The organism is Methyloprofundus sp. (assembly GCF_965251085.1).
Classification (GTDB): domain Bacteria; phylum Pseudomonadota; class Gammaproteobacteria; order Methylococcales; family Methylomonadaceae; genus Methyloprofundus.
Window position 1 is genome coordinate 1532301 of the sequence record NZ_OZ252594.1, and the last position, 25425, is coordinate 1557725.

Genomic DNA, 25425 nt, shown 5'->3' on the forward strand with positions numbered 1-25425 from the left:
TCCATAGCTACCCAACAGGGAACCACGGTTATAGAGAGCCAATGCGGAATCTGAGGAAGCTCTAGCCAAATCAATCACCTAAGCGAAAGTGAGCCTTCGTAAGGCGGCAATCAGGGGGTAAGGTGTCTGCAACCACCAAAGCCCGATATGAAGTGTCCTGTTTTATTAAACCATTTCATTATCTTATGTCTTAAAGGGAGTAAATATTCGACCAACACATACTACCTAGAATCAGCGAGTTAGGTGGCTTCTAAACTGACGACACAGCGGATAAAGCCATAAGTCTTTGATGGGTACGCTTTGTTTACCAGCAGGTCCCAACTTGCCGCGCCCTTTGGTTTTACCTACGTAGATCCAGTTGGCGGCTTTGTAACAAGTCCCTGCAAATCGCTCGGTATCAACAAAAGTTTCCAGTAACACCGGACGGATGCCATAACGCTCTTCCCATTGTGTAGGAAGGCGACGAGCTATCATGGATAAAATAGTGGAAGCAAGATTTTTGGATTTCACCTAGGGCATAATCAGAAAACGGGCATTGTTCACGACTAACGGCAGGTTTTTTTGCCGCTGTTCGTGGCTCCAGCCAATAAACTGATCACGTGGTGCCGTTTGCCAGGCGGCCGCACTAAAACCGAGCGCTGCAATAATTTGCTCGTCGAGGATGACGAAGTAGCAAAGCTGTGCGCCGGGTAGCGGCTTGTGCCCCAGGTAGTGGTAGCGATGTATGTACTCATTCCATAGTCGTGAATGATCACGGGTGATGACTGGACAAAGCTGGATGGCCGCAAGTTCATGAACAGGCCGGAGGATCGCTGGTTGCGGGTCCGTCTGTTCAGTAAAGTTGAGTTTCTGTCGCGGGGGTGGTTTGCGCCGTGGTGGCGGCAGAGCGATAAGTCCATCTTCTGCCATGCGCAGCATGGCAACACGGCATGACATATCCTTGAGCCCTCCATCAGGCTTGTACCAATCAAGCATCCTGCAGGTCAGGCGCGAAAGTTCGGCACGCGTGCGCCCAGCATCCTCGGCAATCAATTTCCGCATCTGTTCCAGTTCCTGCTCGCTAAAGTTTCGTCCACAATACCGTGTCATGGTGATTGGGGCTGTTCTGACTCGAGTGGAGTCGCAGTCAGTTCAGGCAAGGGTTTGCTCAACTGCTGTTTGCGCGACTCGCTCATCATCCAGGGAATAAACGGGCGGATGTCTGAGGGAGGCTGCCCACCATTATTCGCACAGGCATCTAGATAGTCGTGAAGCCAGTGATGTGGGTTCAATCCCCATAACAGGATTGTCTGAAACAGTGAAAACATCATGGCTGCCAGTCTGGCACTCCATTGACTCCCTGAACCATAATAGTTTTTACGCCCCATACCGGGATTACGCATACGCCGCTCGGCGATATTGTTGTCCATGGGCACCTGGGGATTAGCCACAAATACCATCAATCCTTTCCCGTGGTTATTCAGGCTGTTTAGGATCTTGCATTGAATGCGCTCTAGGTTTTTGTTCTCTTTCTCCGCTTCCAGTAAATGCGCGTAGCGCTCTTTCATCTTTTGGCTTGCCTGTGCAAGGGCTTGATGGTGTTGCTTGAAGTCTTGATTCTGGGTTTCCAGACTTTTTGTTTCGTCCCACTCTTTCAGGCGTTGCTTGTTAAGATGATAGAGTTCGGCAATGAGTTCGACCCAATCAAGCATCCATGCTTCAAGTTTCGGATAGCTTCTGGCGGCATCCAGAAAGTCACGGCGGACATGTGCCCAGCAGAAAGCCAGTATGATCTGTGGAATTTCCCGTGCCAGCCGAATGTAACCTTTATAACGATCACAGACCACAATGACCTGTTTCAGGTGTTTATCCAGTCCGGAAAAATACTTGATGGGTATATCACCACTACGGCTAGGCCTGCCTATTACCCATAAATTACAGCTGGACAATAAAGAATAATTATTGCATGCTATAAGGCATGAATAAACAACACCAAATCAAACGAACACTCTCCTTATCAAGCAATATAGAATACATCAAACAATTACTGGGAGGCAAGGGAGTTGCACATAGAAGCGATTTAGCCAAACAAGTCTGTACACACTTTGAATTTCACGATGCACGCGGGAAAATGCAAACCAGTGGCTGCCTGAAAGCACTCCGTGATCTAGAATCATCGGGACATTTTGAGCTCCCTAAGGCGCAACACAAAACAGGCACTAAATCACCCCGTCGCTTAACGGACTCCGTGCCGCACCCTGTTGATGTACCCGCTGAAGTCATTCACATTACAGCGCTTGAATTGGTACCAGTACAAGAGGCAGAGCAGATGCGAATCTGGAATGAACTGATGCTCACAGAGCACTACCTGAAAGCCGCAACATTGGTGGGCCGGCAAATGCGCTACCTGATTCGTTCCGAGCATGGCTGGTTAGGAGGGATTGGGTATGCCGCGCCGGCTTTGCAATTATCCGCCCGCGATCAATGGATAGGCTGGAATCAAGAAGAGCGTCAAGCGCAGCTCCATAGGATCGTAGGGATGAGTCGTTTTTTGATCCGTCCCAGCGTCAATTGCAAATACCTGGCATCGAAAGTACTGGGCATGAGCATGGCAACGATAGCAAAAGATTTTAACCGGCAGTATGGATACTCACCCTTGCTCATTGAAAGCTTTGTTGATACCGAGCACTATTCGGGCACCTGCTATAAGGCTTCAAACTGGTTGGCCATCGGAAAAACCAAAGGGCGGGGACGCCAGGACCGGCATAATGACTCGACATTAAGTCAAAAAACGATTTATATGTACCCACTCGATACCTCTTTCAGGAAACAGCTGGGATTATCAGCCAATGCAGGTCTGGGCGCACTGGCTATCAGTGAAGGACTGGATGCTGAGCAATGGGCCGAACATGAATTTGGCGGTGCGCCACTGGGCGATAAACGATTAAGCAAAAGACTCGTCAACGTCGCTGATGCAAAATCCCAGAACCCTGGCAGTGCCTTCTCAGGGACAGTTGAAGGTGACTGGCCAGCCACCAAGGCCTACTATCGCATGATTGACCAGCCAGAAGGCTCAGCCGTTAATCTGGAAAATATCTTGCAACCTCACCGCGAACGGACAGCGCGACGAATGATGGGGCAAAAAACGGTTCTATGTCTGCAAGATGGCAGTGAACTCAACTACACAAACCTGGATAAATGCAGTGGTTTAGGGGAGTTGAAAGCCAACCAGACCGGTGCAAAAACCAAAGGACTGACTTTACACTCAAGCTTCGCCATTGCGCCAAACGGATTGCCATTGGGCGTCCTAAAAGCACAGTGTATTGCCCCGCACCCCCGATTGCCCGATGACAAACGTAAGCCATCAAAAATACCGATTGAAGAAAAAAAGACCTTTGTCTGGATAGAGCACCACCGTGATTTAGTTGAATTAGCGGCCACCATGCCGCAAACACAACTGGTTAATGTCTGTGACCGGGAAGCTGATTTTTTTGAATTGTTTGATGAACAAAGAAAAAACCCCCGTGTTGAACTGCTTATTCGTGCTCAGCACGACCGTAATATTAATCAATCCCCCTTCAAACTGTTCGCAGCCATTCGTGAAACCAGCGTACAAAGTCGAGTCAGCGTGAATGTTCCCCAGCAAAGTGCCCGACCTAAAAAAAGCAAGCAAAAAGCCAAAGCAGCAAGACCAGGAAGGCGGGCAGAACTGGCATTGCGTCACTTAGCCATACAACTCCCTGCTCCCAGCTATTATCATGACAAAGAGCCGGTTGAAATACAGCTTATCCATGCGCTAGAAGAAAACCCGCCTCAAGGCACAAAGGCCGTCGAGTGGTTTTTACTGACAACGATTAAAATTGAATCCGCAAAGGACATTGAAAAGTGTTTGCGTTGGTATACGTTGCGCTGGCGAATTGAAGACTGGCATCGTGTGCTAAAATCAGGCTGTAAAATTGACGATCTTGCTCATGAAACGGCTGAGCGGTTGCGTCGGGCGATTGGTATCAATCTGGTTATCGCCTGGCGGATCATGCTCATGACGCTTCTGGGTAGAGAAACGCCTGAGCTTCCTGCTGAAATATTATTTTCTGATGTTGAATTGCGTACCCTGCACGCCTACGCAAAAAAAAAGATTAAAACCCCCTTTGTTACTAGGTGAAGCTGTACAATTGGTAGCAAGAATTGGAGGACATCTGGGGCGGAAAAAAGATCCCCCGCCCGGTCATCAAATCATGTGGCGAGGGTACGCAGCTTTGCAGCTTTTGTGTGCCGGGTTCTTGCTGCTGGAAGGCGGGTGATATTGTGTGTCATGATTTATGGGTAATAGGCAGCCCTAGAAGGGTGTTTTTAGCATCGTTGGTGTTCAAAAAATCGGGTGGAGTGCAATAGCTTCAGCTATTGCTGTTGCGGAAAAAGCTAAAGCTTTTTTACTCCCCCTCTTTAAGCCCTTTTAAAAGGTAGCCCTGTTATACCGCTCCTCTTAACACTCTCTAATAGTGTCAGGCAGAGCCTACGAAGTACTCACGCCCACAGGACGTGGTTACCCAAGAAGGGTGCTTTGGTGATACCCTGAAACCGTCTTATTTGTTGTGTATCTCGTATCTCTCAAAAAAAGACAGTGATTTTATTGAAGAAATAAGTAATCCAAAACACAAGAGTATCTCCCCTTTTTTTCTCATTACTCACTCTCACCAATACTTCTTAAACAATTATTTAATATGCCTTCCGCCCAACTCCACGTCCTAAGGACGTGGTTTTATTTTTAATAAAAGGATGTGCTGAAGCATGAAGCGCATTTATCGGTGATTATTGCGCTTCCTTATTGACAGTGCATCCTATATAGATTGTAGTTTCTGTTTATGTGATTTCCGCGCATTTTCGTTAAAGAATACAACTATTCGCCTCAAATGAACGAAAAAACGGACTCAAAATAGCTTTCCCTCGCGACGGTTTGTATTCTCGGACAGCCGCCTAATTAGGCGGCCTGGATTTATAAATTACACTGTCATTGAGTGCGCTATACAGTTCCAAACGAAAATCGGCAACTAGTCTGTTCGCTTTGTCTTTATCAAAGCCACTATTGATCAGCGCCATTTGACCTAATTGTAAGCCCGCTTCCAGTGTTTCTGAAACGACTTGGTTTGCGCCGTCGTTAAGTAGCTTCTCACAATGGGCAATATCATGTGCACGCGCATGAATTTGAATTTTAGGATAATGCCGGCGCACATCTAAAACCAAATGTTCAAGGTTGGTGAAATCATCCAGTGAAAAAAGTAGCATGGTAGCGTGTTCAGCCCCTGCTGACTGGAGTACTTTTAATTTTCTGGCATCACCAAAAAAAACATTAAAACCTTCGCCCCGAAATTGATTAACACATTCATGATTATTATCTAAGGCGATATATTCCACGCCAGCACGATCTAATAGTTGGGCGACACGTCTGCCAACCCGGCCAAAACCAGCAATAATGACTTTACCTTCAACGTCAGCTGTATTAGGTGTTGGCGCAGTAGTATTAGTTATGGCTGTTTCGCTTTCGTCTAGTGAAGTCACGGATAGCCACCAGTCACCTAACTTTACGATAAAGGGTGTAGTCACCATGCTCAAGGCGATGACTAAGGTAAGAAATTGCACACGCTCGGGTAATAACACACCGGTAATCAATGCTAAGCCGAATAAGACAAAGCCAAATTCACCGGCTTGAGATAATAGTAGAGCTACGCGTAAGGCATTACGATTATCTAGACCGCTTATTCTTGATAAAACCCACAGTACGCAAGTTTTAATCAGCAATAGGCCGGCAACTGCCAGTAAAACCCACTGCCATTCCTTGATCAATAGACCGAAATCAATGCTCATGCCGACTGTCATAAAAAACAAGCCTAATAGTATGCCACGTACTGGCTCGATATCGGCTTCAATTTGATGACGATAATGTGATTCGGCAAGCATCAGCCCGGTTAAAAATGCACCTAGCGCCATCGATAAGTGTAGCAACTCCATCGCACGACCGATACCCAGCACCATTAATAACGTCGCTGCAATGAAAACTTCAGAATTTCGGCTGGCCGCAACGCGATCTAAAATCGGATTGAGTAAAAAACGCCCGACGAGAATTACACTAATAATACCAGCGGATACTTTCAGTAAGCCGACTCCGGCACTACTGGATAATGTTTCGCCACCTGATAAAAGCGAAACCATTGCCATCAGAGGTACCACTGCAAGATCCTGTAATAGCAGTATGGCGAATGACGCTCTACCGTAAGTACAGGTAAGTGCGCCTTTTTCAGACAAAATCTGTAGGCCAAAGGCGGTCGAGGATAGGGCTAAACCAAAAGCGGCAATAATACTGACTTTTAATGGGAAACCAAAGAGCTGGGCGGTAGCAAATAGGAGCAATGCAGTGATTAATACCTGGGCAACACCTAAGCCAAAGACCATGCGACGCATAACCCATAAACGATCGGGTTTCATTTCCAGGCCGATTAAAAACAGTAAAAAGACCACACCAAATTCGGCGACATGGCGCAAATCTTCAACTTCATTAATTAGCTTGAGACCCCAAGGCCCAAGTACTGCACCTGCCACCAGATAGCCAAGTACAGAACCCAGTCCCAGGCGATGAAAAATGGGGATCGCTATGACTGCAGCCGCTAAAAGCTCCAGTATATAAATCAGAATACTGTTGTCAGCATGCATAAAAATTGTCCTGTTACTGGGATAAAGTCGGTATAAATTATAATACCTAAATCCTGCAAGCATTATACATAATAATCCACAAAACTCCTTATTAAACAATGATATAATATCATTTTCCTGATTTCACTATCTCATTGTTTTAATGAAGCCCTCTAAAGTATCAAAATCCTCATCTCACGTAAGAAACCGTACCCGAACGGTAAAAATGACATCTACAGCACATGGATTGACAAGCCAGGCGGGACTGATTCCCGTCGTGAAATATTTAGACAGGATAGGTTTTGAAAAAACCGTAAAACAAAGCGTTCCACATCGGCGGGGTGAAAATGCAGACCATCACTTATCTGATGTGGTTCTATTGACGTTGGTTGGCATGATGGGGGGAGCAACATCAATGGCAAAGGTGACGACCGTATGGGCAGATAGCGTACTGCGCAAAGTAGCTGGCTGGATAAAGATTCCTGTTGAAACCACAATTTTACGGATCTTTAAAGAAGTAAGTGATAGGCAGATAAGCCAGTTTGAAACGCTCACGCATACTTTGCGTGGTCAACACTGGCGGCGATTGCTTCGTTCCGGAAAATCGAAAACTGGCATACAATCCGTCCAGTGGGTCGATGTCGATTCAACTGTGGACACCGTTTGTGGTCGACAAGAAGGAAGTGCCAAAGGCTTCAACCCCAAAAAGAAAGGTGCCCGTTCATACCATCCACAACGAATAAGGTTAGATTGTGATCGCGAAGCGAGCCACAATCTGAACCGTTTGTTGGACAAGCCCGGCACGATAGTAGGAATTCATTTAATGCGCTCTATGAAAATAGCTTTTTGTTGATCAGCCCGACTGATGAATCGAACCTCTGTTTTTACCTGTTTAACTGAACTTTGAGCGTTGTCCATTGCAGTCAACTCTCAAAGTCCAAGTATCGGAGCAAAATTCTGCCTTAATCTCCGATTTTAGCCCAAGCAACTCCCTCAGCATTTAATCCGCTGATAGCCTGGGTCGAAGTGTTTAAATTTACATAAGCGCTAGTGATTCCAATTGTTAAGTTGGCAAAGGCTGAAACATTATTTCCACCCTGGGTATTTGCCGACGCCCAACAACCATCGCCCCGCCACAACATTTGCAACTGAATGCCGGCCGTACTTTGAGTGCACGCAATATCTTCGTCGGGTCAAACTTTAGCAGGGAGTGAATCAACTTAATAACACCCTTGCTATTCGGATGTAAAAAGCCATAATTGCGCGCACGACGAAAGCCTTTAGGCAAAACATGTTGCAGCACCAGCCACAGAAATTTAGCCCCCGATACCGTTTTGGTTTGATAGCGTTTGGTTTTGCTGTCTTGATAACGGTAGGTTACTTTGCCATTTTGGCAGGATAAGATATCCTGTTCACGAATCACACCACGATACAGGTATCGACCCAGATATATCAATGCTTTATCGCCTGCACCGACAAACTTACAATCGACCACCCATTTTTCCGGAATAGCTGTGGGAAATGGCAACTTTTCTTCGTTCATACGCGCTAGCATCTTTGCACGAAATACTTTTGCTAGTGCTTTATGATGAAACAGGTATTTGCCTTCCTTAGTGCGCCAGAGCTTCTTGATTTTATCCACGATTGCCGCAGGCATAATGACATGAATATGCGGATGATAATTTAATTCGCGTGAGTGTGTATGTAAGACAGCAATCGCCCCGGCATCGCCTTGCAACTGCTTATCATTTTTACTAAAACTCTGTAAAGTCGCCCAGGCACAGTCAAACATCATACTGTAAAGTAACCGCGGATGCTGCCTGGCTAACGACCTTAACTGCGCAGGTAAGGTAAAGGTATTCATAAAATAATCAGCAGGGACTTGTTTTTGTACCTGTCGTTCAATCCATTGTTGACTCTCATGATGTTGACAATGCGGGCAGTTACGCTGGCCACAGGAATGAGGCACAAAGGTTTGATAGTCACAGTCTGCACAGTTAACCTGCATCACAGGACTCAGCTGTGTCCGACAGCTCTTCATGGCATGTAATGCACTGATCTGATTGGAGCGTAAACGAGATTGATACTCGCTTAAAAAGTCAGACTGAAATTGATCAATCACTGCAGCTAGGGTTATCATGAAATCTGCCCCCAGTGAATAGAAAAGTCATTGACTAACTGATTAATGTGCAGCTCTGCATTCTCATCGGTAATATCGGTCAAATGCGTATAGCGAGCCGTGGTTACTAAACTGGTATGGCCCAGAATCTTCTGCAACTCAACTAAATCAACCCCGGCTTCTAACAGGTGAGTGGCGTAACTGTGGCGCAGCGAGTGGCAGGAAATCTTTTTTTTAGTCCCATTTCTTGCGTCACAAGACGGATTGTCTTCTGGATGCCACCGCGATCAAGGGGGGATTCAGCAAGATGTGCACCTTTTAGACCCCGGGCACGGTTGGGAAATACCAGCACTGGATTTTTATGCACAGCCCAAAACTTACGCAACACCTTCAAGGTATTCACAGGCAAAGGCACAAGCCGATCCTTATTGCCTTTGGCATTGCGAATATGTACCCGCATGCGTGTCGCATCAATATCACCTACTTTCAGGCTTAAGCCCTCGCCCAAACGTAAACCTAGACTGTAAATCGTAAAATAAAAAACTCGATAGCTTAGATTACGGGTCGACATAAACAGTTGTTGTGCTTCAACCACAGTGACAATATCGGGTATACGCGTACATCGTGGTGGTTTAATCATTAGCACATCAACCCACGGCTTTTGTAGCACATGTGTATAGAAAAACTTGAGACCATAGAGATCTAGTTTCACGGCACTCCAGGAAAGGCGGCTTAAAAGAGCATGAAAATAATCCACCAGTTGATCTTGCGTTAAGTTATCCAGATGCCCCTGAAAGTGTTCCCCGATACGGCGAATAGCGCGTGAATAAGCGTCAATGGTTTTGGGTTGCAGTCCCTTAAGCTTTAAATGCTTACAGTGCTGGATATAATAATGGTTGAATTTAAGCTCTATCGATGGTGTCATAACAGTGTAACCTCATTATTGTTAGTTGGATGAGCTTACAAGTTACCTGTTATGCATATAACAGGCAATGAGGTTACACTTTAAATTTAAGGGATGCGCTGTTTTTCTCCGCGATAGCGGCTTCGTCCAACTCGCTTTTCTAGCGGAAACAAAAGAAATTTTACAAGCCTGGTTCCGGACAGGCAATGCCTTTACAAGCAATGGTGTTGTAGAATTTACCAAACAGTTACTTGCACACTTGCCCAATCGGATGCGCATTATTTTTCGCGGTGACAGTGGTTATTTTGTCGGTGATTTGCTTGAATTTCTCGATACCAGAGGGCATGGGTATCTAATAAAGGTTAAACTTAAGAATTTGAACGCATTGCTGGCCAAACAGGCCTGGACAGCCATACAAGGCCGACCCGGTTGGGAGCAGAGCGAGTTTCAATATCGTTGTGGTGGCTGGTCTCGCTCTCGTCAGTTTGTCGCGGTCAGGATAAAGCAACCTAAACAAGTGACAGGACCTCAGTCCGAGCTTTGGGATACGGCAGAATATGACTATTTTTGTTATGTAACAACTGAACCTCTATCGCCTTGGCAAACACATAAGAAGTATGGTGAACGAGCGACGTGCGAAACATGGATTGAAGAAGCAAAATCACAAATGGGTTTAGGTAAAATCAGAACGAATCAATTTCTGGCTAATGCCGCATTATTTCATTGCGCCGTTCTTGCCTACAATACCGTGCGCTGGATGGCTCAATTGAGTGGCAACAAAACGTTGTGCCAATGGGAGCCGGATACACTTCGTACTTATCTGATTCGGGTGGCTGGAAAATTACTCACAGGCAATAATCAGCTGAGAGTCAGAACACCTGCAGGTCCGCTCTATCCACAGGAATGGGATGATTGGGTTAAGGTGGGGTTACTCGCTTAACATTAACCGAAGTTAAGTCACTTTGATTAAAAGGTCATGGCACGTTGGCAGGGTGTTTATTGCCTTGGGCTCGGGGGATATCCATACGATACAAAAAATTTCCTCTATTTATGATTTAAATCTGGATATTTTGATCGGTTGGACAAAGAGGGCTGGCAAAGCGGCAGTAAAAACCTAATAACCACTTAGCTAGACAGGTTAATGAGAGTCAAAATATGGGCTTGCAGGATTTAGGTGATAGTGTAACTGCCTTATAATAGGGTTCGTAGGTAAAGGAAAACATTAAATACTACACGAAACACTGTTCCTACACATAAAACTTTCACAGCCTTCTAGGATTACTTTAATGTTATTATAAGCAGACAGGTAAGGTTGGCAGGCTTTTTTGCCCACCATTTTTTATCCTGCAATATATCCAGTTAGACTAAATTTCAATTTCAGGAGTGCAATAGCTTTAGCTATTGCTGACTTCATGAAAAGCTAAAGCTTTTTTACTCCTGTACTGTGTTAATATCGAAAAGTGTCAACTTTCAAAGACTGGTTTGTCGGGTCAAATTCGGAATAGATTAGCAGGTAAGGGCTTACATAGCATAGGGTGCTGAGGTACGTAGCGCATCAATAGCATTGTAGTCTTTAATGTTTAGTACTTTCATCGATTACCAGACATACCTGCCAGCAACATTTCCTTGGCATGAGCCAGTGTCGAGTCGGTGATATTGACACCCCCTAACATACGCGCTGTTTCTTCTATACGTTGCTCGGTTGATAAAGTTCTAACTTGTGAGGTGGTCATTTCTGCATCACTGGTTTTAAATACAAATAAATGTTGATGTGCCTGTGATGCTACCTGAGGTAAATGTGTGACGCATAAAACCTGGGCAGTATTACCTAAGGCGCGTAGCTTCTGGCCGACAATCTCAGCGATACCACCGCCTATGCCAGAGTCTACTTCATCAAAAATCATGGTCGGTGCATCTTTATCATGACTGGTGGTTACCTGTATGGCTAAGCTGATTCTGGATAACTCGCCACCTGAAGCGACCTTTGCCAGAGGCCGTAGAGGTAAGCCTTTATTAGCACTGACTAGAAATTCGATTTTATCCGTGCCATTGAGTTTAGGCTGGCTTTGTTCCTGAGCGGCAACTGAGATACTAAATTCGCCCTGCGGCATGCCGAGTTCCTGGATCATCTCCGAAATAAGCTTGGAAAGTTTTATTGCAGACTGCGTACGTTTCTTGCTAAGCGTCTTTGCTAATGCAAAATAATCTTTTAGATTTTGCTCTACTAGCGTATTGAGTTCTTCTATCCGTTCAGAGCTGTGAGTGAGGTTGTCTAATTGGGTCGCCAGATTTTCTGCAACCGCGGGTAACTCTTCCGGGTTGACCTGATGTTTACGCGACAGGTTTTGGATAATGCTGAGCTGGTTGTCTAATTCTTGTAAACCCTGTGGGTCAATTTCCTGGGCTTCAAGAAAATGTCTTAGTTGCTGGCTCGCTTCCTGAATCTGAATTTGGGCTTCTATCAGCAATTGAGTGGGCTCTTCTAGTTCCTTTGTGAGTGTACTTAAGTCGCTTAAAGCGCTGATACATTGATTAACAATCTGATTGGCTGATTGATGTTCATTTTCAATCAATGCGTCTAGCTGGGTTTGGCCTATGCTCAGGATCTGTCCTAGGTTAGCCAGCTTGGTATGTTCAGTTGATAGGGCAGGATAATCATAATTTGCCAGATCTAGTTGTTCCAGCTCATTAAGCTGGTAACTAAATAAATCCTGTTGGTTGCTTTGCTCGGTTGATGACTGAATCAGTGTCTTTAGCTCATGAAAATTAGAGCGCCATTGCGCATAAGCCTGATTGGTTTCAGTCAGCAACACTTTGTTTTGCGCATAATCATCCAGAAAGCGGCGCTGTTCTTCGTTGTCCAGTAAGGTCAGGTGAGCATGCTGGCCATGTATTTCGACTAATTGCGAACTCAATTGTTTTAACAGTTGCAATGTCGTCGGACGGCCATTGATATAGGCTTTAGATTTGCCATCCTGGCGTATGGTACGGCGTACTAGACATTGGTCATCGGCATCCAGTTCATTTTCTTCCAGCCATGTTCGAGCAGCCGGTGCGTCAGAGAGATCAAAGCTGAGATTGATTTCAGCACGTTCGCAGTCTGGCCGTATATAACTGGCATCTGCACGGTCGCCTAATGCCAGGCCAAGAGCGGTTAACAAAATGGATTTTCCTGCGCCTGTTTCACCGGTTAATACAGACAAGCCTTGTTCCAGGTTCAAATCCAGGGACTCGACGATGGCGAGGTCAATAATATTTAGATTTTGTAGCATGATTAGAAATGGTAGCCACTGCTCCAGTTGAGTTTATCGCGTAGGGTATGGAAAAAATCGTGATTTTCCGGGTGCAGTATGGTGATAGGGTCAGGGTCTTTTTTAATTAAAATTGTATCACTTATTAATACATCGGGAATGTCTATATGATCGCAAGTTACCTGAGCATTGATTTCTTTGTTTTTATTAAAGTTGATCTCAATTTCGGAATCACCATTAATCACAATCGGTCGGTTGGATAAGGTATGCGGATTAAGCGGGACTAATAACAAAGCATTTAATCCTGGATGAATAATAGGCCCACCGGCAGATAAGGCATACGCAGTGGAACCAGTAGGCGTAGAAATAATTAAGCCATCGGAACGCTGGGTGTTCAGGTATACACCATCAATAGTTGTTTGTAATTCGATCATGCTGGGGGTCACCCAGCGGTGTACGACTACCTCGTTGACTGCAGTCTCTTCGTGAATAATCTGGTGATTGCGAATGATTTTGGTACGCAGTAAAAAGCGCTTTTCCTTACGGTATTTTCCTTGCAGAATATCGCCTAATTTAGTGAGTAACTCATCGGGTGAAATATCGACTAAAAAGCCTAGCCGTCCGAGATTAACTCCAACCAGTGGAATATGGCAATCTGCGGCTGCACGTGCAGCCGCTAAAAATGTTCCATCGCCACCGACTGCAATAAGAATGTCACAATGTTCAACTAGACTCGTCAGAGGATGAATTGCACCAGAATATTCCGGGATTAATGCCGCGCTACCTGGGTCAATAGAAATTTGATAATGAGGTTTAAGAAATTGATAAAGCGCTTTTAAAGTATCAGCTATTTCAGGGTCTTGGATTTTTCCTAAAATACCAATAGTTTTGAATTCTTTAAGCATAAATGTTTATACACATCATAATGATAGAAGATTATCTGCAATAAATTACTGATTAGGTCAGAGCCAGAAATATGCTAGCGATACATGATACTTCGCACAGACACGGTTCTCTAACGGGCGTTTTTTGCCGCTAGCTGCGTTACTGAAACAGTTGCGTAGCTAGGCTATGCGCCTGTTTCAGCGCCCCCGTATCAAGTACGGGGCAGGCTTTGCTCTCAACAAAATTCGACTCGTTATAAAATTCGCAACCGTGGCCGTGCGAAGTATAGTCGCTTTATTCAATTATTCTATAAGGCGTAATATACAAGCAACAGAGGTTTTAGCCTATACTTAAATTACAAGTAGAGCAGAATAAAAATACCCGTCATGCTAAGTAAAATTATTTTACCCCTTTTATTAATGATTTTGGCTTATAGCTTATGGATCAGCCCTGATTTTACTCAGGTTGCTGCGGGCGTTGCTATATTTTTATTCGGTGTTCTATCGTTAAAACAGGGCTTTCAGGGTTTTTCAGGCGGGGCACTGCAAAGAATACTCAGGGCATGTACTAACAGGCTGTGGAAAAGTTTAAGTTTTGGCCTGGTCGCTACGACTTTGATGCAGTCTAGTTCACTGGTTTCGGTACTGACCATTTCGTTTTTAAGTGTAGGTTTAATAGATTTAGCCTCGGGTATCGGGGTCGTCTTTGGGGCAAACCTGGGCACCACAGCAAGTGCCTGGCTCATTGCTGGTTTTGGACTGAAGGTAAAAATAGCCAATTTCGCCATGCCGATGCTGGTGTTTGGCGTTTTCCTGATTTTTCAAAAAAGCAAATTATTAAGTGCCATGGGTTCCATATTAGTCGGTATGGGCTTTTTATTTCTGGGCATCCATTATATGAAAGAGGGCTTTGCCGTTTTTCGTGGCAGCATCGATTTGGCTCAATATGCTATACCGGGTACTAAAGGGTTATTGATTTTTATGTTAATAGGACTGGTCACTACGGTGATTATCCAGTCTAGTGATGCGACCATGGCCATTATCATTACCGCTTTATCAGTGCAGCAAATTAGCTATGAAAATTCCCTGGCTTTAGCCATAGGCGCGAATATCGGAACCACGATTACCGCAATCATTAGCTCACTTGGGGTCAATGTTGAAGGTAAGCGATTAGCAGCAGCGCATTTAATCTTTAATGTGATAACGGCATGTATTGCCTTATTGATGCTGAATCAGTTTGTGCTCGCAGTGGATTATCTAGCGACACTTGTGCATATTGCTGCGGATGATTACACGCTTAAGCTGGCAATGTTTCATACTTTGTTTAATGTCACGGGTATTCTGATATTACTGCCTTTTATCGATAGATTAGTACCTAAATCCTGCAAGCATTATACATAATAATCCACAAAACTCCTTATTAAACAATGATATAATATCATTTTCCTGATTTCACTATCTCATTGTTTTAATGAAGCCCTCTAAAGTATCAAAATCCTCATCTCACGTAAGAAACCGTACCCGAACGGTAAAAATGACATCTACAGCACATGGATTGACAAGCCAGGCGGGACTGATTCCCGTCGTGAAATATTTAGACAGGATAGGTTTTGAAAAAACCGTAAAACAAAGCGTTCCACATCGGCGGGGTGAAAATGCAGACCATCACTTATCTGATGTGGTTCTATTGACGTTGGTTGGCATGATGGGGGGAGCAACATCAATGGCAAAGGTGACGACCGTATGGGCAGATAGCGTACTGCGCAAAGTAGCTGGCTGGATAAAGATTCCTGTTGAAACCACAATTTTACGGATCTTTAAAGAAGTAAGTGATAGGCAGATAAGCCAGTTTGAAACGCTCACGCATACTTTGCGTGGTCAACACTGGCGGCGATTGCTTCGTTCCGGAAAATCGAAAACTGGCATACAATCCGTCCAGTGGGTCGATGTCGATTCAACTGTGGACACCGTTTGTGGTCGACAAGAAGGAAGTGCCAAAGGCTTCAACCCCAAAAAGAAAGGTGCCCGTTCATACCATCCACAACTCGCTTTTCTAGCGGAAACAAAAGAAATTTTACAAGCCTGGTTCCGGACAGGCAATGCCTTTACAAGCAATGGTGTTGTAGAATTTACCAAACAGTTACTTGCACACTTGCCCAATCGGATGCGCATTATTTTTCGCGGTGACAGTGGTTATTTTGTCGGTGATTTGCTTGAATTTCTCGATACCAGAGGGCATGGGTATCTAATAAAGGTTAAACTTAAGAATTTGAACGCATTGCTGGCCAAACAGGCCTGGACAGCCATACAAGGCCGACCCGGTTGGGAGCAGAGCGAGTTTCAATATCGTTGTGGTGGCTGGTCTCGCTCTCGTCAGTTTGTCGCGGTCAGGATAAAGCAACCTAAACAAGTGACAGGACCTCAGTCCGAGCTTTGGGATACGGCAGAATATGACTATTTTTGTTATGTAACAACTGAACCTCTATCGCCTTGGCAAACACATAAGAAGTATGGTGAACGAGCGACGTGCGAAACATGGATTGAAGAAGCAAAATCACAAATGGGTTTAGGTAAAATCAGAACGAATCAATTTCTGGCTAATGCCGCATTATTTCATTGCGCCGTTCTTGCCTACAATACCGTGCGCTGGATGGCTCAATTGAGTGGCAACAAAACGTTGTGCCAATGGGAGCCGGATACACTTCGTACTTATCTGATTCGGGTGGCTGGAAAATTACTCACAGGCAATAATCAGCTGAGAGTCAGAACACCTGCAGGTCCGCTCTATCAACAGGAATGGGATGATTGGGTTAAGGTGGGGTTACTCGCTTAACATTAACCGAAGTTAAGTCACTTTGATTAAAAGGTCATGGCACGTTGGCAGGGTGTTTATTGCCTTGGGCTCGGGGGATATCCATACGATACAAAAAATTTCCTCTATTTATGATTTAAATCTGGATATTTTGATCGGTTGGACAAAGAGGGCTGGCAAAGCGGCAGTAAAAACCTAATAACCACTTAGCTAGACAGGTTAATGAGAGTCAAAATATGGGCTTGCAGGATTTAGGTAGTAAAATTTATACAGCATATTTTAAAGGGCGAATTAGTCAGTGTTGATAAACCAGAGTTTTTGAATGCTGCAGCCATGGCATTTCCTGATACTGTGGTATTAGCGGTACATCAGGAAACCTTGAGATTATATAGACATGGCCGGCATATTATTCTAACCACGCTAGGGTTTGTTGAAGAAGATGCTTTATCTGCGCAGGATTTAAAACAATTGTTACTAAGGTCCAGAGTCAACGCTAGTTATGATGTTCAGGCAGCTTATGATCGAAATATAAAAGGAATTTATAGTGCAATTATTGAGTTTATTAGCCAGGCGACTCTAAGCAAGGGCATGCCGCAGTCCGGTCGCCTATACTGGTTGCGTGAAGCAAACAGGCATATAGTCGAAGCTATCAAGGATAGTAAACACTTACAAAAGAACCTGATTTTGATGGATACATCTCAAAACCATTTTGTAAAACAGGAATATGACAAAATTCGCTTGCAGATAACGGAGTTAATCAGGCAATTAGACAAGTTACGCATTCAGGTAAAGCAAAGCGGCAGTAATGAAATTAACCTACTGTCATTTGATATTTTTAAAGTCAAAATCAAAGATCAGGATCAGCAGATGAACGAGAGAATCGATGGTTTGATTCGTGAACACAAAGTGACGCCTGATGCGGGCACTTCCCTGATTAATGATAGTGCTTATATGTACGCAATAAAAAAGCATTTAGTGGCGATGGCAGAAACCATTTTTATTGTACAACAAGACAAAATAACGGATGCGCAACGTGAAATGGTGCTGGACGAGAATGAATTAATAAATACAATGCAATCTAATAATCCAGGTTTGCAGAGGAAAAAATAATGGGCAAAAAAAAGTTATTAATTAAACTACAAGAATTTTTCGATGCCGATCAACGTGAAAAAGAAAGGCGAGTCAAAGACTTCAAGCGCATATTAAAAAAATTAAAAGAAAAAGAAAGGGGCTTAGAAGAAAAACTGAAAAAATGTACTAATGCTGAAAAAGCTGTCGAATTACAGCAGGAGTTAGATATAATTTACGCGCAAAGAAAGAAAGGCGTGAAGATCATTAAACCTAAAAACCGCAGTTGAACGCTAAAAAACACTCTAAGCATTTGAATATAAAATATAATGACCGTAACAACTTATCACCTGCAGGGTGAACAGACTCCGCTTCACGGTTTTGTGAATAAATCTGAGCGCGAAATACTGCGTTACAGCTATTGCCAAGGGCTACGGCCATTGCCTGCTAGCTGTGCCTTGTCTTTCGCACTCAGATTTTCCACAAAATCCCTGCTCAACTGCGGTTTCTAGGTTAAAGAAATGTAATATAAACTGCTTATAGTTTAAGTTCAGAGTGAGCAATTTTATGCTCACCCAGATTTTAATATATTATTTCACAAAGCAATTTTCTTCAGCATAGGCTTCAGCTTCTTTTAAACGCGTACGCAAGTCTTTAGAATGTTTTGGATCCCGGAAAACAGCACCATTTTCGCCGGGTGTACTGCGTAGCATTGTAAAGGTTGCTGCTGCTTCATACTCTGCAAAGGTCAATTTCTCAGCGATCTTATCGATTTTGCAACCACAGGCGTACTGGGTGACATAATCCAGTTTGCCGCCGTGCTTGGCTATGCAATTAAACACATATTCAACACGATCACGGGTCGGGTAATTGCTCATCATGACAGTTTCTGTGTCTGTAGTTTGAATGACTGTAGATGGTTTGTCAGAAAAAGTTGTACAGCCTGAAGCAAGAACAATGCTAAGGGTTAATGCGCTTAATGGAATGATTTTTTTTTGCATAATATTAATAGCTGAGAGTTAATCAAGGTAGAATATTTCGCTATTTTATCACTGTTTTTTATAATTGGATTTTTAATGGATATTTTTCAAGCAATAGCTTTAGCTGTATTACAGGGACTGACTGAATTTTTACCGATTTCAAGTTCAGCACATTTAATATTATTGCCAGTGATAGCGGGCTGGGAAGATCAAGGTCTGGCATTTGATGTGGCTGTGCATGTGGGTACCTTAACAGCAGTAGTGGTTTATTATCGTAAAGATCTGGCACAAATTATCTGTGCATGGCTAGGTTCTCTAGTAGGTAAAGGCTTTAATGATGAAGCCAAGCTGGCATGGTATGTTGGCTTGGGAACCATTCCAGTGGGTTTGGTTGGTATTAGTCTGTCGGATGCTATGCAAGAGGCATTGCGCTCGCCCTTGATTATTGCTGCGGCAACCATCGTATTTGCTTTATTGCTATGGTGGGCTGAAAAGCGCGCTAAAGAACAACGCGATAAGATTACTTTACTGGATGCAGTGATGGTGGGTTTATTTCAGGCAATCGCTCTAATTCCCGGTACATCACGTTCCGGAATTACTATTACTGCGGGTTTGTTATTGGGTTTAAAACGTGAGTTTGCCGCAAAGTTTTCCTTTTTATTATCGATACCGGTCATCGCATTAGCGGGGTCTTTAAAAGCACTGGAGTTATATCAATCAGACATAGTCGTTAGCTGGAATTTTATGTTTATCGGTGCGGCAGTATCTGCTATTGTTGCCTATCTAAGTATCGCCTGGTTTTTACGCTTGCTAAATAAAATCGGCATGATGCCTTTTGTCTGGTATCGTTTAATATTGGGAGTCATCTTGATCGGCGTATTTGCTGGACAGGCTTAGCAAAACAACAACAGCACCGGCACCGCCATCTTTTTGGGCGGCGGAACAAAATGCCTGAACTTCCTGATGTTGTCTTAACCAGATATTCAAGTCATTTTTCAATACCGGTAAATTATTTTCTGAGCGATAGCCTTTGCCGTGAATAATACGTATACAGCGACAGCCATCCTGTTCGCAAAAATGTAAAAATTTTACCAGCTCGCGTTTAGCTTGCGCACTGGTTAAACCATGAAGGTCCAGCTCTGCATCCATTCCATAATGACCACGGCGCATTTTTTTCAAAACGTTTTTTTGTAGGCCGGGTGCGCTATAACTGAAGGTATCTTCAGCTTGCAGAGCATTAATGGGCTCTATGGGAGTGAGGGTTAACTTATCAGCAATAAGTGAGGTTTTTTTCTTGGGGTAGGGTGGGGGCTTTTTGGTAAGCACAACACTATGTTTATCCGATTTGATCGGCATTACTTTCCCTACAGTTTTAAGAAATAAGTCACTATCTTGTTTTTTTTCTGGTTTATCGCTCACGATCACTGTATTTTATTGGCATGAAACTCTAATATAAGCAATTCTATAGAATTTATTGAAAAAATGCATATTCTGTTAAGTAATGATGATGGATATTTAGCGCAAGGACTTATCGCGCTGGCTGATGGACTGCAAGCATTTGCAGAAATTTCAGTCGTAGCGCCCGATAGGAATCGCAGTGCTGCAAGTAATTCGCTAACCTTGGAAATGCCATTACGCGCCCAGCATACAGCTAATGGCTTTATTAAAGTCGATGGCACACCTACCGATTGTGTGCATCTGGCTATTACTGGCTTACTCGATAAAGAACCAGATATGGTGTTTGCGGGTATAAATCATGGCGCGAACCTGGGTGATGATGTGCTTTATTCAGGGACTGTCGCTGCAGCAACAGAAGGGCGGTTTCTAGGCTTGCCGGCGGTCGCAATTTCGCTGGTGAGTAGCGATCCCCAATATCTGGATACAGCCGTTAAAGTTGCAAATGAGATATTGCAGCGTTTACTAGCAAAACCGTTGGCAAAAGATATTATATTGAACGTTAATGTGCCTGACTTGCCCTGGACTGAAATTAAAGGTTTTCAATCCACCCGCTTGGGACAAAGGCATAAAGCAGAGCCGGTTATTCAGGATAAGGATCCCAGAGGAAATACTATTTACTGGGTAGGCCCACCAGGAGCAGAGCAAGATGCGGGGCCAGGAACCGATTTTTACGCGGTAAGTCAGGGCTATGTTTCGATAACTCCCTTGCAATTAGATTTAACCCGATATGATGCGCTGGACACACTAAAGGAATGGCTATCTTGATGAACACGATACAAGGCATAGGCATGACATCAAGGCGCACTCGTGAGCGCATGATTAATCGCCTGATTGACCAGGGAATTACTAATCATAAAATTCTTGATTCCATGCGTAATGTGCCTAGGCATCTATTTATGGATGATGCCCTAGCCAGTCGATCCTACGAAGATACCGCGCTTCCAATAGGTCATGGACAAACGATTTCTCAGCCTTATATCGTAGCCAAGATGACTGAATTATTAGTCGATCAACGGCATTTAAAGAATGTGCTGGAAATTGGTACGGGCTGTGGTTATCAGACAGCTGTATTAGCACAGCTAGTAGAGCATGTGAATACAGTCGAACGCATCTACCCCTTATACAAAAAGGCAAGAGACAGGTTATGGGACTTAGCTATACGCAATGTCAGTTATTTACATAGTGATGGCGGTTGGGGATGGGAAGCAAAGGCTCCCTTCGATGGTATTCTGGTTGCGGCGGCTCCCCCTGAAATTCCACAGAAATTATTAGAGCAATTGGCCATCGGTGGAATTATGTTGATTCCTATAGGTCGTGAACGGGGTATACAAGAATTACAAAGAGTCATACGTACTGAATCAGGGTATGAAATAGATAGCCTGGAGCCGGTGAACTTTGTGCCTTTCTTATCGGGGAGAAGCTAAGGAACGCGCACGACACACTTAAGCAACTGGCGGGTCTTTTTATCCGTCTTCTGCGTTGTAGAAACTGTTACGTAGCTGGCTATGCGCCTGTTTCTCCGTCCCCGTATCAAGCACGGGGCAGGCTTTGAATACGAATAAAAATCCTGCACCAGATGCTCAACTTATTCCGTGCGCGTTCCTAAGTAATATTGGGTTTATGTGGATAGATGTTCAATGATACCCGAAACTTTGTGTAGCCCGTATGGAGCATGCGCAATACAGACTACATTCTGATAATTTTAAAACAGAATAGGGTGAGCCTAAATAACAGGGCTATTCGCCCTGTATCCCGACTTTCCAGTCACCAAGATTGTATATTTCCAGCCAGGCACCAGAGAAGCAGGTCTTTGATAAAAAATACCCTGATGGAACAAGCGTTTTGTGGATGGGCAAAGGAGGTACGACGTGCCCATCATGTTTTCGTTGACGGGCACGGATGAAGCCCTTTGCCCATCCTACAGTGATTATTTTGCTGTAACTTCTCTCAGCTTGTCTGAATAGTTACGCTGTGTTTTAATATCACAATTGTTGCCGCCATCTGTAATAGGTTTCCCCGTCATTACAGATCCAGCCTGTGCGATGATTATTACTACTTTCTTTTGGGATAATCCTGCAATGATGATCGATGATAAATTGATCCCAGTTATCATCTATCTGGGTTTGCCCATATAAGTGAAACAAGATCACCAAAGCAATAGTGAAAAACAACAGAAGCAGACTCTCTCTGAGTCTGGTTTGAATTAAGTGCGCTATGAATTTTAACGGGTGTTGCATATTAATTACTCAGTTATACATCACACACTCACGGTTATAGGTCCTGAGGACTTATACTTCGCGCGGTCACGGATGCGGATTTCTAGCGGCTGAGTTTTTGCCGATAGCTACATTGCTGAAACCTTTGCGTAGCTAGCTAAGTACTTACGCAAAATTAATTTAACGAAAAAAGGTGTCATAATAAACAATTATTTTGCTGACTCTAAATGTTTGTGCTCTATATAAAACACCTACTCCCAGAAGAAATTACTGCTTTAAATGTGATGCATAAAAACCATCCACTTCATTTAAGTAGAAGTCGAGCTCATGCTATTTTATTAAGTTTCAAAGAGCATTCTGTTCCCATGATTTGTTCTATTTATAACGTATGCCGCCAAACTGTTTCCACTTGGTTTTCTAACTGGGAAAAGAATGGAATCGATGGATTGGTTGACTGTCAGGGAAGAGGACGGCGAGGTATTTTAACTGAAAAACAACAAATAAGCTTAGTCCAGAGAGTTGAAAAATCTCCTAGATCATTAAAATCAGTACTAGCAAAATTTGAAGAAGATCTAGGCATTTCAGTTAGCATTGATACTATAAAACGTATTTGTAAACAAGCTGATCTTGTTTGGAAACGAGTTAGAAAATCCTTAAGGATAAAGCGTAATCAAGATAAATTTGATTTGGCAACCGATGAAATAAAAGAATTAATACAACAACATAAAGAGAATGAACTTGATTTGTGCTACTTTGATGAGTCGGGGTTTACACTAGAACCCTGTGTTCCTTATGCTTGGCAACAGTCAGGTGAGACGATTGAAATACCAAGCTCAAACAGCAAGCGTCTTAATGTATTAGGTTTTGTTAACAGAGATTGCAGGTTTGATTCTTTTGTTTTTGAAGGGAGTGTAAACACTTCGGTTGTTGTGGCTTGTATTGATGAATTTGCTAAACAGATTAAAAAACCAACAACTCTTATTATTGATAATGCATCGACTCATACGAGTAATGAATTTAATGAAAACCTTGAAAGGTGGAAAGAAAAAAACCTATCCATTTACCGTATACCGCCATACTCACCCGAGTTAAATATTATCGAGATTATATGGCGTAAAATAAAATACGAATGGCTTCCTTTTTCAGCTTATGAATCCTATGCCTCTCTTCAGGAAGAATTATTTAAGGTGCTGTCTAATATTGGAAAGAATTACAAAGTAGAGTTTGCATAAAAGGTTAAATTAATTTTGCATGGGTACTTATACGCTAGTTTCAGCGTCCCCGTATCAAGTACGGGACAGGCTTTGCAATCGACAAAAATCTGCTTACTATACAACCGCATTCGTCATCACGCGAAGTATAATTACATAAATATTCATTACAGCTTAAGAATACAACCGTGACCACGCGAGGTCTATATTATATTTATTTAACACAGGTAATTTTCAACGACCTAACTTTATGGTAAAAATCAAACTCTCCAAAACCATGTATTTTAGAGTCTGGATGAAAGATCAGTTCTGAATCCTCTAGGATATCTTGTCGCGTAATACCAAGAGATTTCATTAAGACTGGGTGGTTTGCCATTTCAGCCAGTGTCAATTTAAAATTCTGATTTTCAAATACTGTCAGTGTAGCTTTAGGGCTAACAACAATACTTTCGATTTTTTTATCCCAATTTGTTCCTTGAACATCAAATAAATTGACTAATTGAATAGGCCCTTTTAACCTAATTGACTTGCCTTTATATTGAGTATCATCATATATATCAACCCAGCAATCGTTTTTTTTTGCATAAACGTTTGTACTTAGGCTGAATATTACAATGAGTAGCATGAGTACTTTACTATTTTTTGGTACTAAATTAATATGTTTCATCTCTCTTCCCCTTAGTTAAAGTTCAGTGAGTTATAAATTTAATTAGAGTTTCATAGAATTACCTGATTACGTACAACTCTCAGCTACAGTAGAATAAACCTAGAAAATCAGTATGTTAAAAACCTCGTCATTCCCGAAGTCTTTTATCGGGAATCTGCACTAAACCCATGAGATTCCTGCTAAAAGCTTGCAGGAATGACGCAGAATAGCTGAAAGTTATGGGTAATCAGGTAGAATTACGGGAAATGCAGCTATGAATTAACACAAACCCACCAGTTTCTTTATCTCACTATTATAAGGTTTTAGCAAAGGTTTATTTTTCCAGTGTAGAAAATCTTATTACATAAAGTTTGATAAATAACATATGCAGCTGATTCAATATAGGAAAAGTAAGGATGGAAACTTACGAATAAAATACGCTTATTGTTTACTTAGTCTGTTCTTAGGAGCTTAAACACACTTCTGATGCCTGGTTAATTTTTGTTAATTAAATGACATAAAACATGAGATACTTATGTTACTTTTCTTCACTAAGGAGCGAGAATTCAATAATACCCGAGTCTGACTTGTTTGTTGACTCCACAGTCGCACTAGAAAAACAGTTGCGTAGCCTGCTATGCGCCTGTTTTCCTAGCACGCCTGTGATGCCAAAATCCTGCGTCATACTTGCGGATATTATTAAATCCTCGCTCCTAAGCAGATTCATTTTTTATTTATTCCATGTTTAAAAAACTCTATGATCAGGCCATTCAATGGTCTAAGCACCGCCATGCCACTAAATATTTAGCGTGCCTAAGCTTTGCTGAATCTTCTTTTTTCCCTGTGCCACCCGATGTTATGCTTGCTCCAATGGTGCTGGCACAACAGTCTAAAGCTTTACGTCTGGCAATGATTACCACCTTTCTGGGCTATATTTGTCGCTGGTTTTTCCCCTATACCTTATAAAGTGTTTACCATTGCAGCAGGTGCTTTGTCGATGATGTTTTTGCCTTTCGTACTCGCTTCCTTTGTCGGGCGTGGAGCGCGTTTCTTTTTGGTGGCAGGCTTGCTGGCCTGGGGCGGAGAGCGCTTTGAAAGCAAACTGCGTCAATATATGGATATTATTGGCTGGGCAGTGGTTGCTTTAATCGTCATAGGAGTGGCAGTTTACAAATTTATGAATCCATAAAAGTGTATGTGATTATTCGGGCGT

At 43.2% G+C, this 25425-nt stretch carries 21 protein-coding genes and 3 pseudogenes; 13 read left to right on the top strand and 11 right to left on the bottom strand.

Features of this window, described 5'->3' with window-relative positions:
- Positions 1-231: 231 nt before the first annotated feature.
- Both ACQY3F_RS06970 and ACQY3F_RS06975 read right to left on the bottom strand, forming a co-directional pair.
- Positions 232-1089 (bottom strand): annotated as a pseudogene (locus ACQY3F_RS06970) (Druantia anti-phage system protein DruA).
- A complete protein-coding gene (locus ACQY3F_RS06975) occupies positions 1086-1928 on the bottom strand; it encodes an IS66 family transposase (protein WP_428354174.1) in 843 nt (280 codons plus the stop codon). The pseudogene ACQY3F_RS06970 and the gene ACQY3F_RS06975 overlap by 4 nt, the downstream one beginning before the upstream one ends.
- Before the next feature lie 29 nt (positions 1929-1957).
- Between ACQY3F_RS06975 and ACQY3F_RS06980 the strand changes: the two genes are divergently transcribed.
- Positions 1958-4141: an IS4 family transposase gene (locus tag ACQY3F_RS06980; protein ID WP_428354175.1), complete on the top strand. Its 2184-nt coding sequence runs from the start codon at positions 1958-1960 to the stop codon at positions 4139-4141.
- 812 nt (positions 4142-4953) lie between these two features.
- On the opposite strand, the gene ACQY3F_RS06985 is transcribed toward ACQY3F_RS06980, so the two are convergent.
- Positions 4954-6684 (bottom strand): monovalent cation:proton antiporter-2 (CPA2) family protein, encoded by a 1731-nt coding sequence (locus ACQY3F_RS06985; protein ID WP_428354176.1) that lies wholly within the window; start codon positions 6682-6684, stop codon positions 4954-4956.
- A gap of 142 nt (positions 6685-6826) precedes the next feature.
- Between ACQY3F_RS06985 and ACQY3F_RS06990 the strand changes: the two genes are divergently transcribed.
- Positions 6827-7516, top strand: coding sequence for a transposase (locus ACQY3F_RS06990; protein ID WP_428353770.1), 690 nt, complete (start codon positions 6827-6829; stop codon positions 7514-7516).
- Between the two features lie 210 nt (positions 7517-7726).
- Here ACQY3F_RS06990 and ACQY3F_RS06995 read toward each other — a convergent pair whose 3' ends face one another.
- On the bottom strand, positions 7727-8803 hold the full coding sequence (locus ACQY3F_RS06995; protein WP_428352924.1) for an IS91 family transposase: 1077 nt from the start codon (positions 8801-8803) through the stop codon (positions 7727-7729).
- A pseudogene (locus tag ACQY3F_RS07000) lies at positions 8800-9707 on the bottom strand (tyrosine-type recombinase/integrase). The gene ACQY3F_RS06995 and the pseudogene ACQY3F_RS07000 overlap by 4 nt, the downstream one beginning before the upstream one ends.
- 127 nt (positions 9708-9834) lie before the next feature.
- Here ACQY3F_RS07000 and ACQY3F_RS07005 point away from each other — a divergent pair.
- Positions 9835-10626, top strand: a pseudogene (locus ACQY3F_RS07005) (IS1380 family transposase); the annotation flags it as partial.
- Between the two features lie 649 nt (positions 10627-11275).
- On the opposite strand, the gene recN reads toward ACQY3F_RS07005, so the two are convergent.
- Together recN and ACQY3F_RS07015 are read right to left on the bottom strand one after the other, a co-directional pair.
- Positions 11276-12958, bottom strand: a complete 1683-nt coding sequence (gene recN, locus ACQY3F_RS07010) for a DNA repair protein RecN (protein ID WP_428354177.1) — start codon at positions 12956-12958, stop codon at positions 11276-11278.
- Between the two features lie 2 nt (positions 12959-12960).
- Positions 12961-13842: an NAD(+) kinase gene (locus ACQY3F_RS07015; protein ID WP_428354178.1), complete on the bottom strand. Its 882-nt coding sequence runs from the start codon at positions 13840-13842 to the stop codon at positions 12961-12963.
- Positions 13843-14208: 366 nt separating this feature from the next.
- On the opposite strand from ACQY3F_RS07015, the gene ACQY3F_RS07020 reads away from it, so the two are divergent.
- From ACQY3F_RS07020 to ACQY3F_RS07035, 4 genes are all read left to right on the top strand, one after another.
- Positions 14209-15222 carry a Na/Pi cotransporter family protein gene (locus ACQY3F_RS07020; protein ID WP_428354179.1) on the top strand — a complete coding sequence of 338 codons (1014 nt, stop codon included), beginning with the start codon at positions 14209-14211 and terminating at the stop codon, positions 15220-15222.
- Positions 15223-15292: 70 nt separating this feature from the next.
- Positions 15293-16654, top strand: coding sequence for an IS1380 family transposase (locus tag ACQY3F_RS07025; RefSeq protein ID WP_428353842.1), 1362 nt, complete (start codon positions 15293-15295; stop codon positions 16652-16654).
- Positions 16655-16966: 312 nt separating this feature from the next.
- Positions 16967-17743 carry a hypothetical protein gene (locus ACQY3F_RS07030; protein WP_428354180.1) on the top strand — a complete coding sequence of 259 codons (777 nt, stop codon included), beginning with the start codon at positions 16967-16969 and terminating at the stop codon, positions 17741-17743.
- Positions 17743-17991: a hypothetical protein gene (locus tag ACQY3F_RS07035; protein ID WP_428354181.1), complete on the top strand. Its 249-nt coding sequence runs from the start codon at positions 17743-17745 to the stop codon at positions 17989-17991. The genes ACQY3F_RS07030 and ACQY3F_RS07035 overlap by 1 nt, the downstream gene beginning before the upstream one ends.
- Positions 17992-18291: 300 nt before the next feature.
- On the opposite strand, the gene ACQY3F_RS07040 is transcribed toward ACQY3F_RS07035, so the two are convergent.
- Entirely contained in the window at positions 18292-18702 is a 411-nt protein-coding gene (locus ACQY3F_RS07040) for a hypothetical protein (RefSeq protein WP_428354182.1), read from the bottom strand.
- Positions 18703-18777: 75 nt separating this feature from the next.
- Here ACQY3F_RS07040 and ACQY3F_RS07045 point away from each other — a divergent pair, with 75 nt between their 5' ends.
- Positions 18778-19578 (top strand): undecaprenyl-diphosphate phosphatase, encoded by an 801-nt coding sequence (locus tag ACQY3F_RS07045; RefSeq protein ID WP_428354183.1) that lies wholly within the window; start codon positions 18778-18780, stop codon positions 19576-19578.
- On the opposite strand, the gene ACQY3F_RS07050 is transcribed toward ACQY3F_RS07045, so the two are convergent.
- Positions 19531-20106, bottom strand: a complete 576-nt coding sequence (locus tag ACQY3F_RS07050) for a Smr/MutS family protein (RefSeq protein ID WP_428354184.1) — start codon at positions 20104-20106, stop codon at positions 19531-19533. The two genes, ACQY3F_RS07045 and ACQY3F_RS07050, sit on opposite strands and share 48 nt — an antisense overlap.
- A gap of 57 nt (positions 20107-20163) precedes the next feature.
- On the opposite strand from ACQY3F_RS07050, the gene surE reads away from it, so the two are divergent.
- The gene (gene surE, locus ACQY3F_RS07055) at positions 20164-20904 is read left to right on the top strand and encodes a 5'/3'-nucleotidase SurE (protein WP_428354185.1); all 741 of its coding nucleotides are present in this window, start codon (positions 20164-20166) and stop codon (positions 20902-20904) included.
- Entirely contained in the window at positions 20904-21563 is a 660-nt protein-coding gene (locus ACQY3F_RS07060; protein WP_428357630.1) for a protein-L-isoaspartate(D-aspartate) O-methyltransferase, read from the top strand. Before surE ends, ACQY3F_RS07060 begins: the two co-directional genes overlap by 1 nt.
- Before the next feature lie 503 nt (positions 21564-22066).
- Here the strand turns inward: ACQY3F_RS07060 and ACQY3F_RS07065 are convergent.
- On the bottom strand, positions 22067-22252 hold the full coding sequence (locus ACQY3F_RS07065; RefSeq protein WP_428354186.1) for a hypothetical protein: 186 nt from the start codon (positions 22250-22252) through the stop codon (positions 22067-22069).
- A 330-nt stretch (positions 22253-22582) separates the two neighbouring features.
- Here ACQY3F_RS07065 and ACQY3F_RS07070 point away from each other — a divergent pair, with 330 nt between their 5' ends.
- Complete coding sequence (locus tag ACQY3F_RS07070; RefSeq protein WP_428353111.1) at positions 22583-23587, top strand: IS630 family transposase; 1005 nt, start codon at positions 22583-22585, stop codon at positions 23585-23587.
- Positions 23588-23780: 193 nt separating this feature from the next.
- On the opposite strand, the gene ACQY3F_RS07075 is transcribed toward ACQY3F_RS07070, so the two are convergent.
- Positions 23781-24233, bottom strand: a complete 453-nt coding sequence (locus ACQY3F_RS07075; RefSeq protein WP_428354187.1) for a beta/gamma crystallin domain-containing protein — start codon at positions 24231-24233, stop codon at positions 23781-23783.
- Positions 24234-24953: 720 nt separating this feature from the next.
- Between ACQY3F_RS07075 and ACQY3F_RS07080 the strand changes: the two genes are divergently transcribed.
- Both ACQY3F_RS07080 and ACQY3F_RS07085 read left to right on the top strand, forming a co-directional pair.
- On the top strand, positions 24954-25178 hold the full coding sequence (locus ACQY3F_RS07080) for a YqaA family protein (RefSeq protein ID WP_428354188.1): 225 nt from the start codon (positions 24954-24956) through the stop codon (positions 25176-25178).
- Position 25179: 1 nt separating this feature from the next.
- Positions 25180-25401, top strand: a complete 222-nt coding sequence (locus ACQY3F_RS07085) for a hypothetical protein (RefSeq protein ID WP_428354189.1) — start codon at positions 25180-25182, stop codon at positions 25399-25401.
- Positions 25402-25425: the final 24 nt, after the last annotated feature.

Bases quoted from the DNA above. Each gene is read 5' to 3' on its own strand.
- surE (WP_428354185.1), top strand. From the start codon at position 20,164: ATGCATATTCTGTTAAGTAATGATGATGGATATTTAGCGCAAGGACTT.
- ACQY3F_RS07080 (WP_428354188.1), top strand. From the start codon at position 24,954: ATGTTTAAAAAACTCTATGATCAGGCCATTCAATGGTCTAAGCACCGC.
- ACQY3F_RS07060 (WP_428357630.1), top strand. From the start codon at position 20,904: ATGAACACGATACAAGGCATAGGCATGACATCAAGGCGCACTCGTGAG.
- ACQY3F_RS06995 (WP_428352924.1), bottom strand. From the start codon at position 8,803: ATGATAACCCTAGCTGCAGTGATTGATCAATTTCAGTCTGACTTTTTA.
- ACQY3F_RS06980 (WP_428354175.1), top strand. From the start codon at position 1,958: ATGAATAAACAACACCAAATCAAACGAACACTCTCCTTATCAAGCAAT.
- ACQY3F_RS07040 (WP_428354182.1), bottom strand. From the start codon at position 18,702: ATGCAAAAAAAAATCATTCCATTAAGCGCATTAACCCTTAGCATTGTT.
- ACQY3F_RS07070 (WP_428353111.1), top strand. From the start codon at position 22,583: ATGTTTGTGCTCTATATAAAACACCTACTCCCAGAAGAAATTACTGCT.
- ACQY3F_RS07020 (WP_428354179.1), top strand. From the start codon at position 14,209: ATGCTAAGTAAAATTATTTTACCCCTTTTATTAATGATTTTGGCTTAT.
- ACQY3F_RS07065 (WP_428354186.1), bottom strand. From the start codon at position 22,252: ATGATAACTGGGATCAATTTATCATCGATCATCATTGCAGGATTATCC.
- ACQY3F_RS06985 (WP_428354176.1), bottom strand. From the start codon at position 6,684: ATGCATGCTGACAACAGTATTCTGATTTATATACTGGAGCTTTTAGCG.
- ACQY3F_RS07035 (WP_428354181.1), top strand. From the start codon at position 17,743: ATGGGCAAAAAAAAGTTATTAATTAAACTACAAGAATTTTTCGATGCC.
- ACQY3F_RS07045 (WP_428354183.1), top strand. From the start codon at position 18,778: ATGGATATTTTTCAAGCAATAGCTTTAGCTGTATTACAGGGACTGACT.
- ACQY3F_RS07030 (WP_428354180.1), top strand. From the start codon at position 16,967: ATGGCATTTCCTGATACTGTGGTATTAGCGGTACATCAGGAAACCTTG.
- ACQY3F_RS07075 (WP_428354187.1), bottom strand. From the start codon at position 24,233: ATGAAACATATTAATTTAGTACCAAAAAATAGTAAAGTACTCATGCTA.
- ACQY3F_RS07025 (WP_428353842.1), top strand. From the start codon at position 15,293: ATGAAGCCCTCTAAAGTATCAAAATCCTCATCTCACGTAAGAAACCGT.
- recN (WP_428354177.1), bottom strand. From the start codon at position 12,958: ATGCTACAAAATCTAAATATTATTGACCTCGCCATCGTCGAGTCCCTG.
- ACQY3F_RS06990 (WP_428353770.1), top strand. From the start codon at position 6,827: ATGAAGCCCTCTAAAGTATCAAAATCCTCATCTCACGTAAGAAACCGT.
- ACQY3F_RS07015 (WP_428354178.1), bottom strand. From the start codon at position 13,842: ATGCTTAAAGAATTCAAAACTATTGGTATTTTAGGAAAAATCCAAGAC.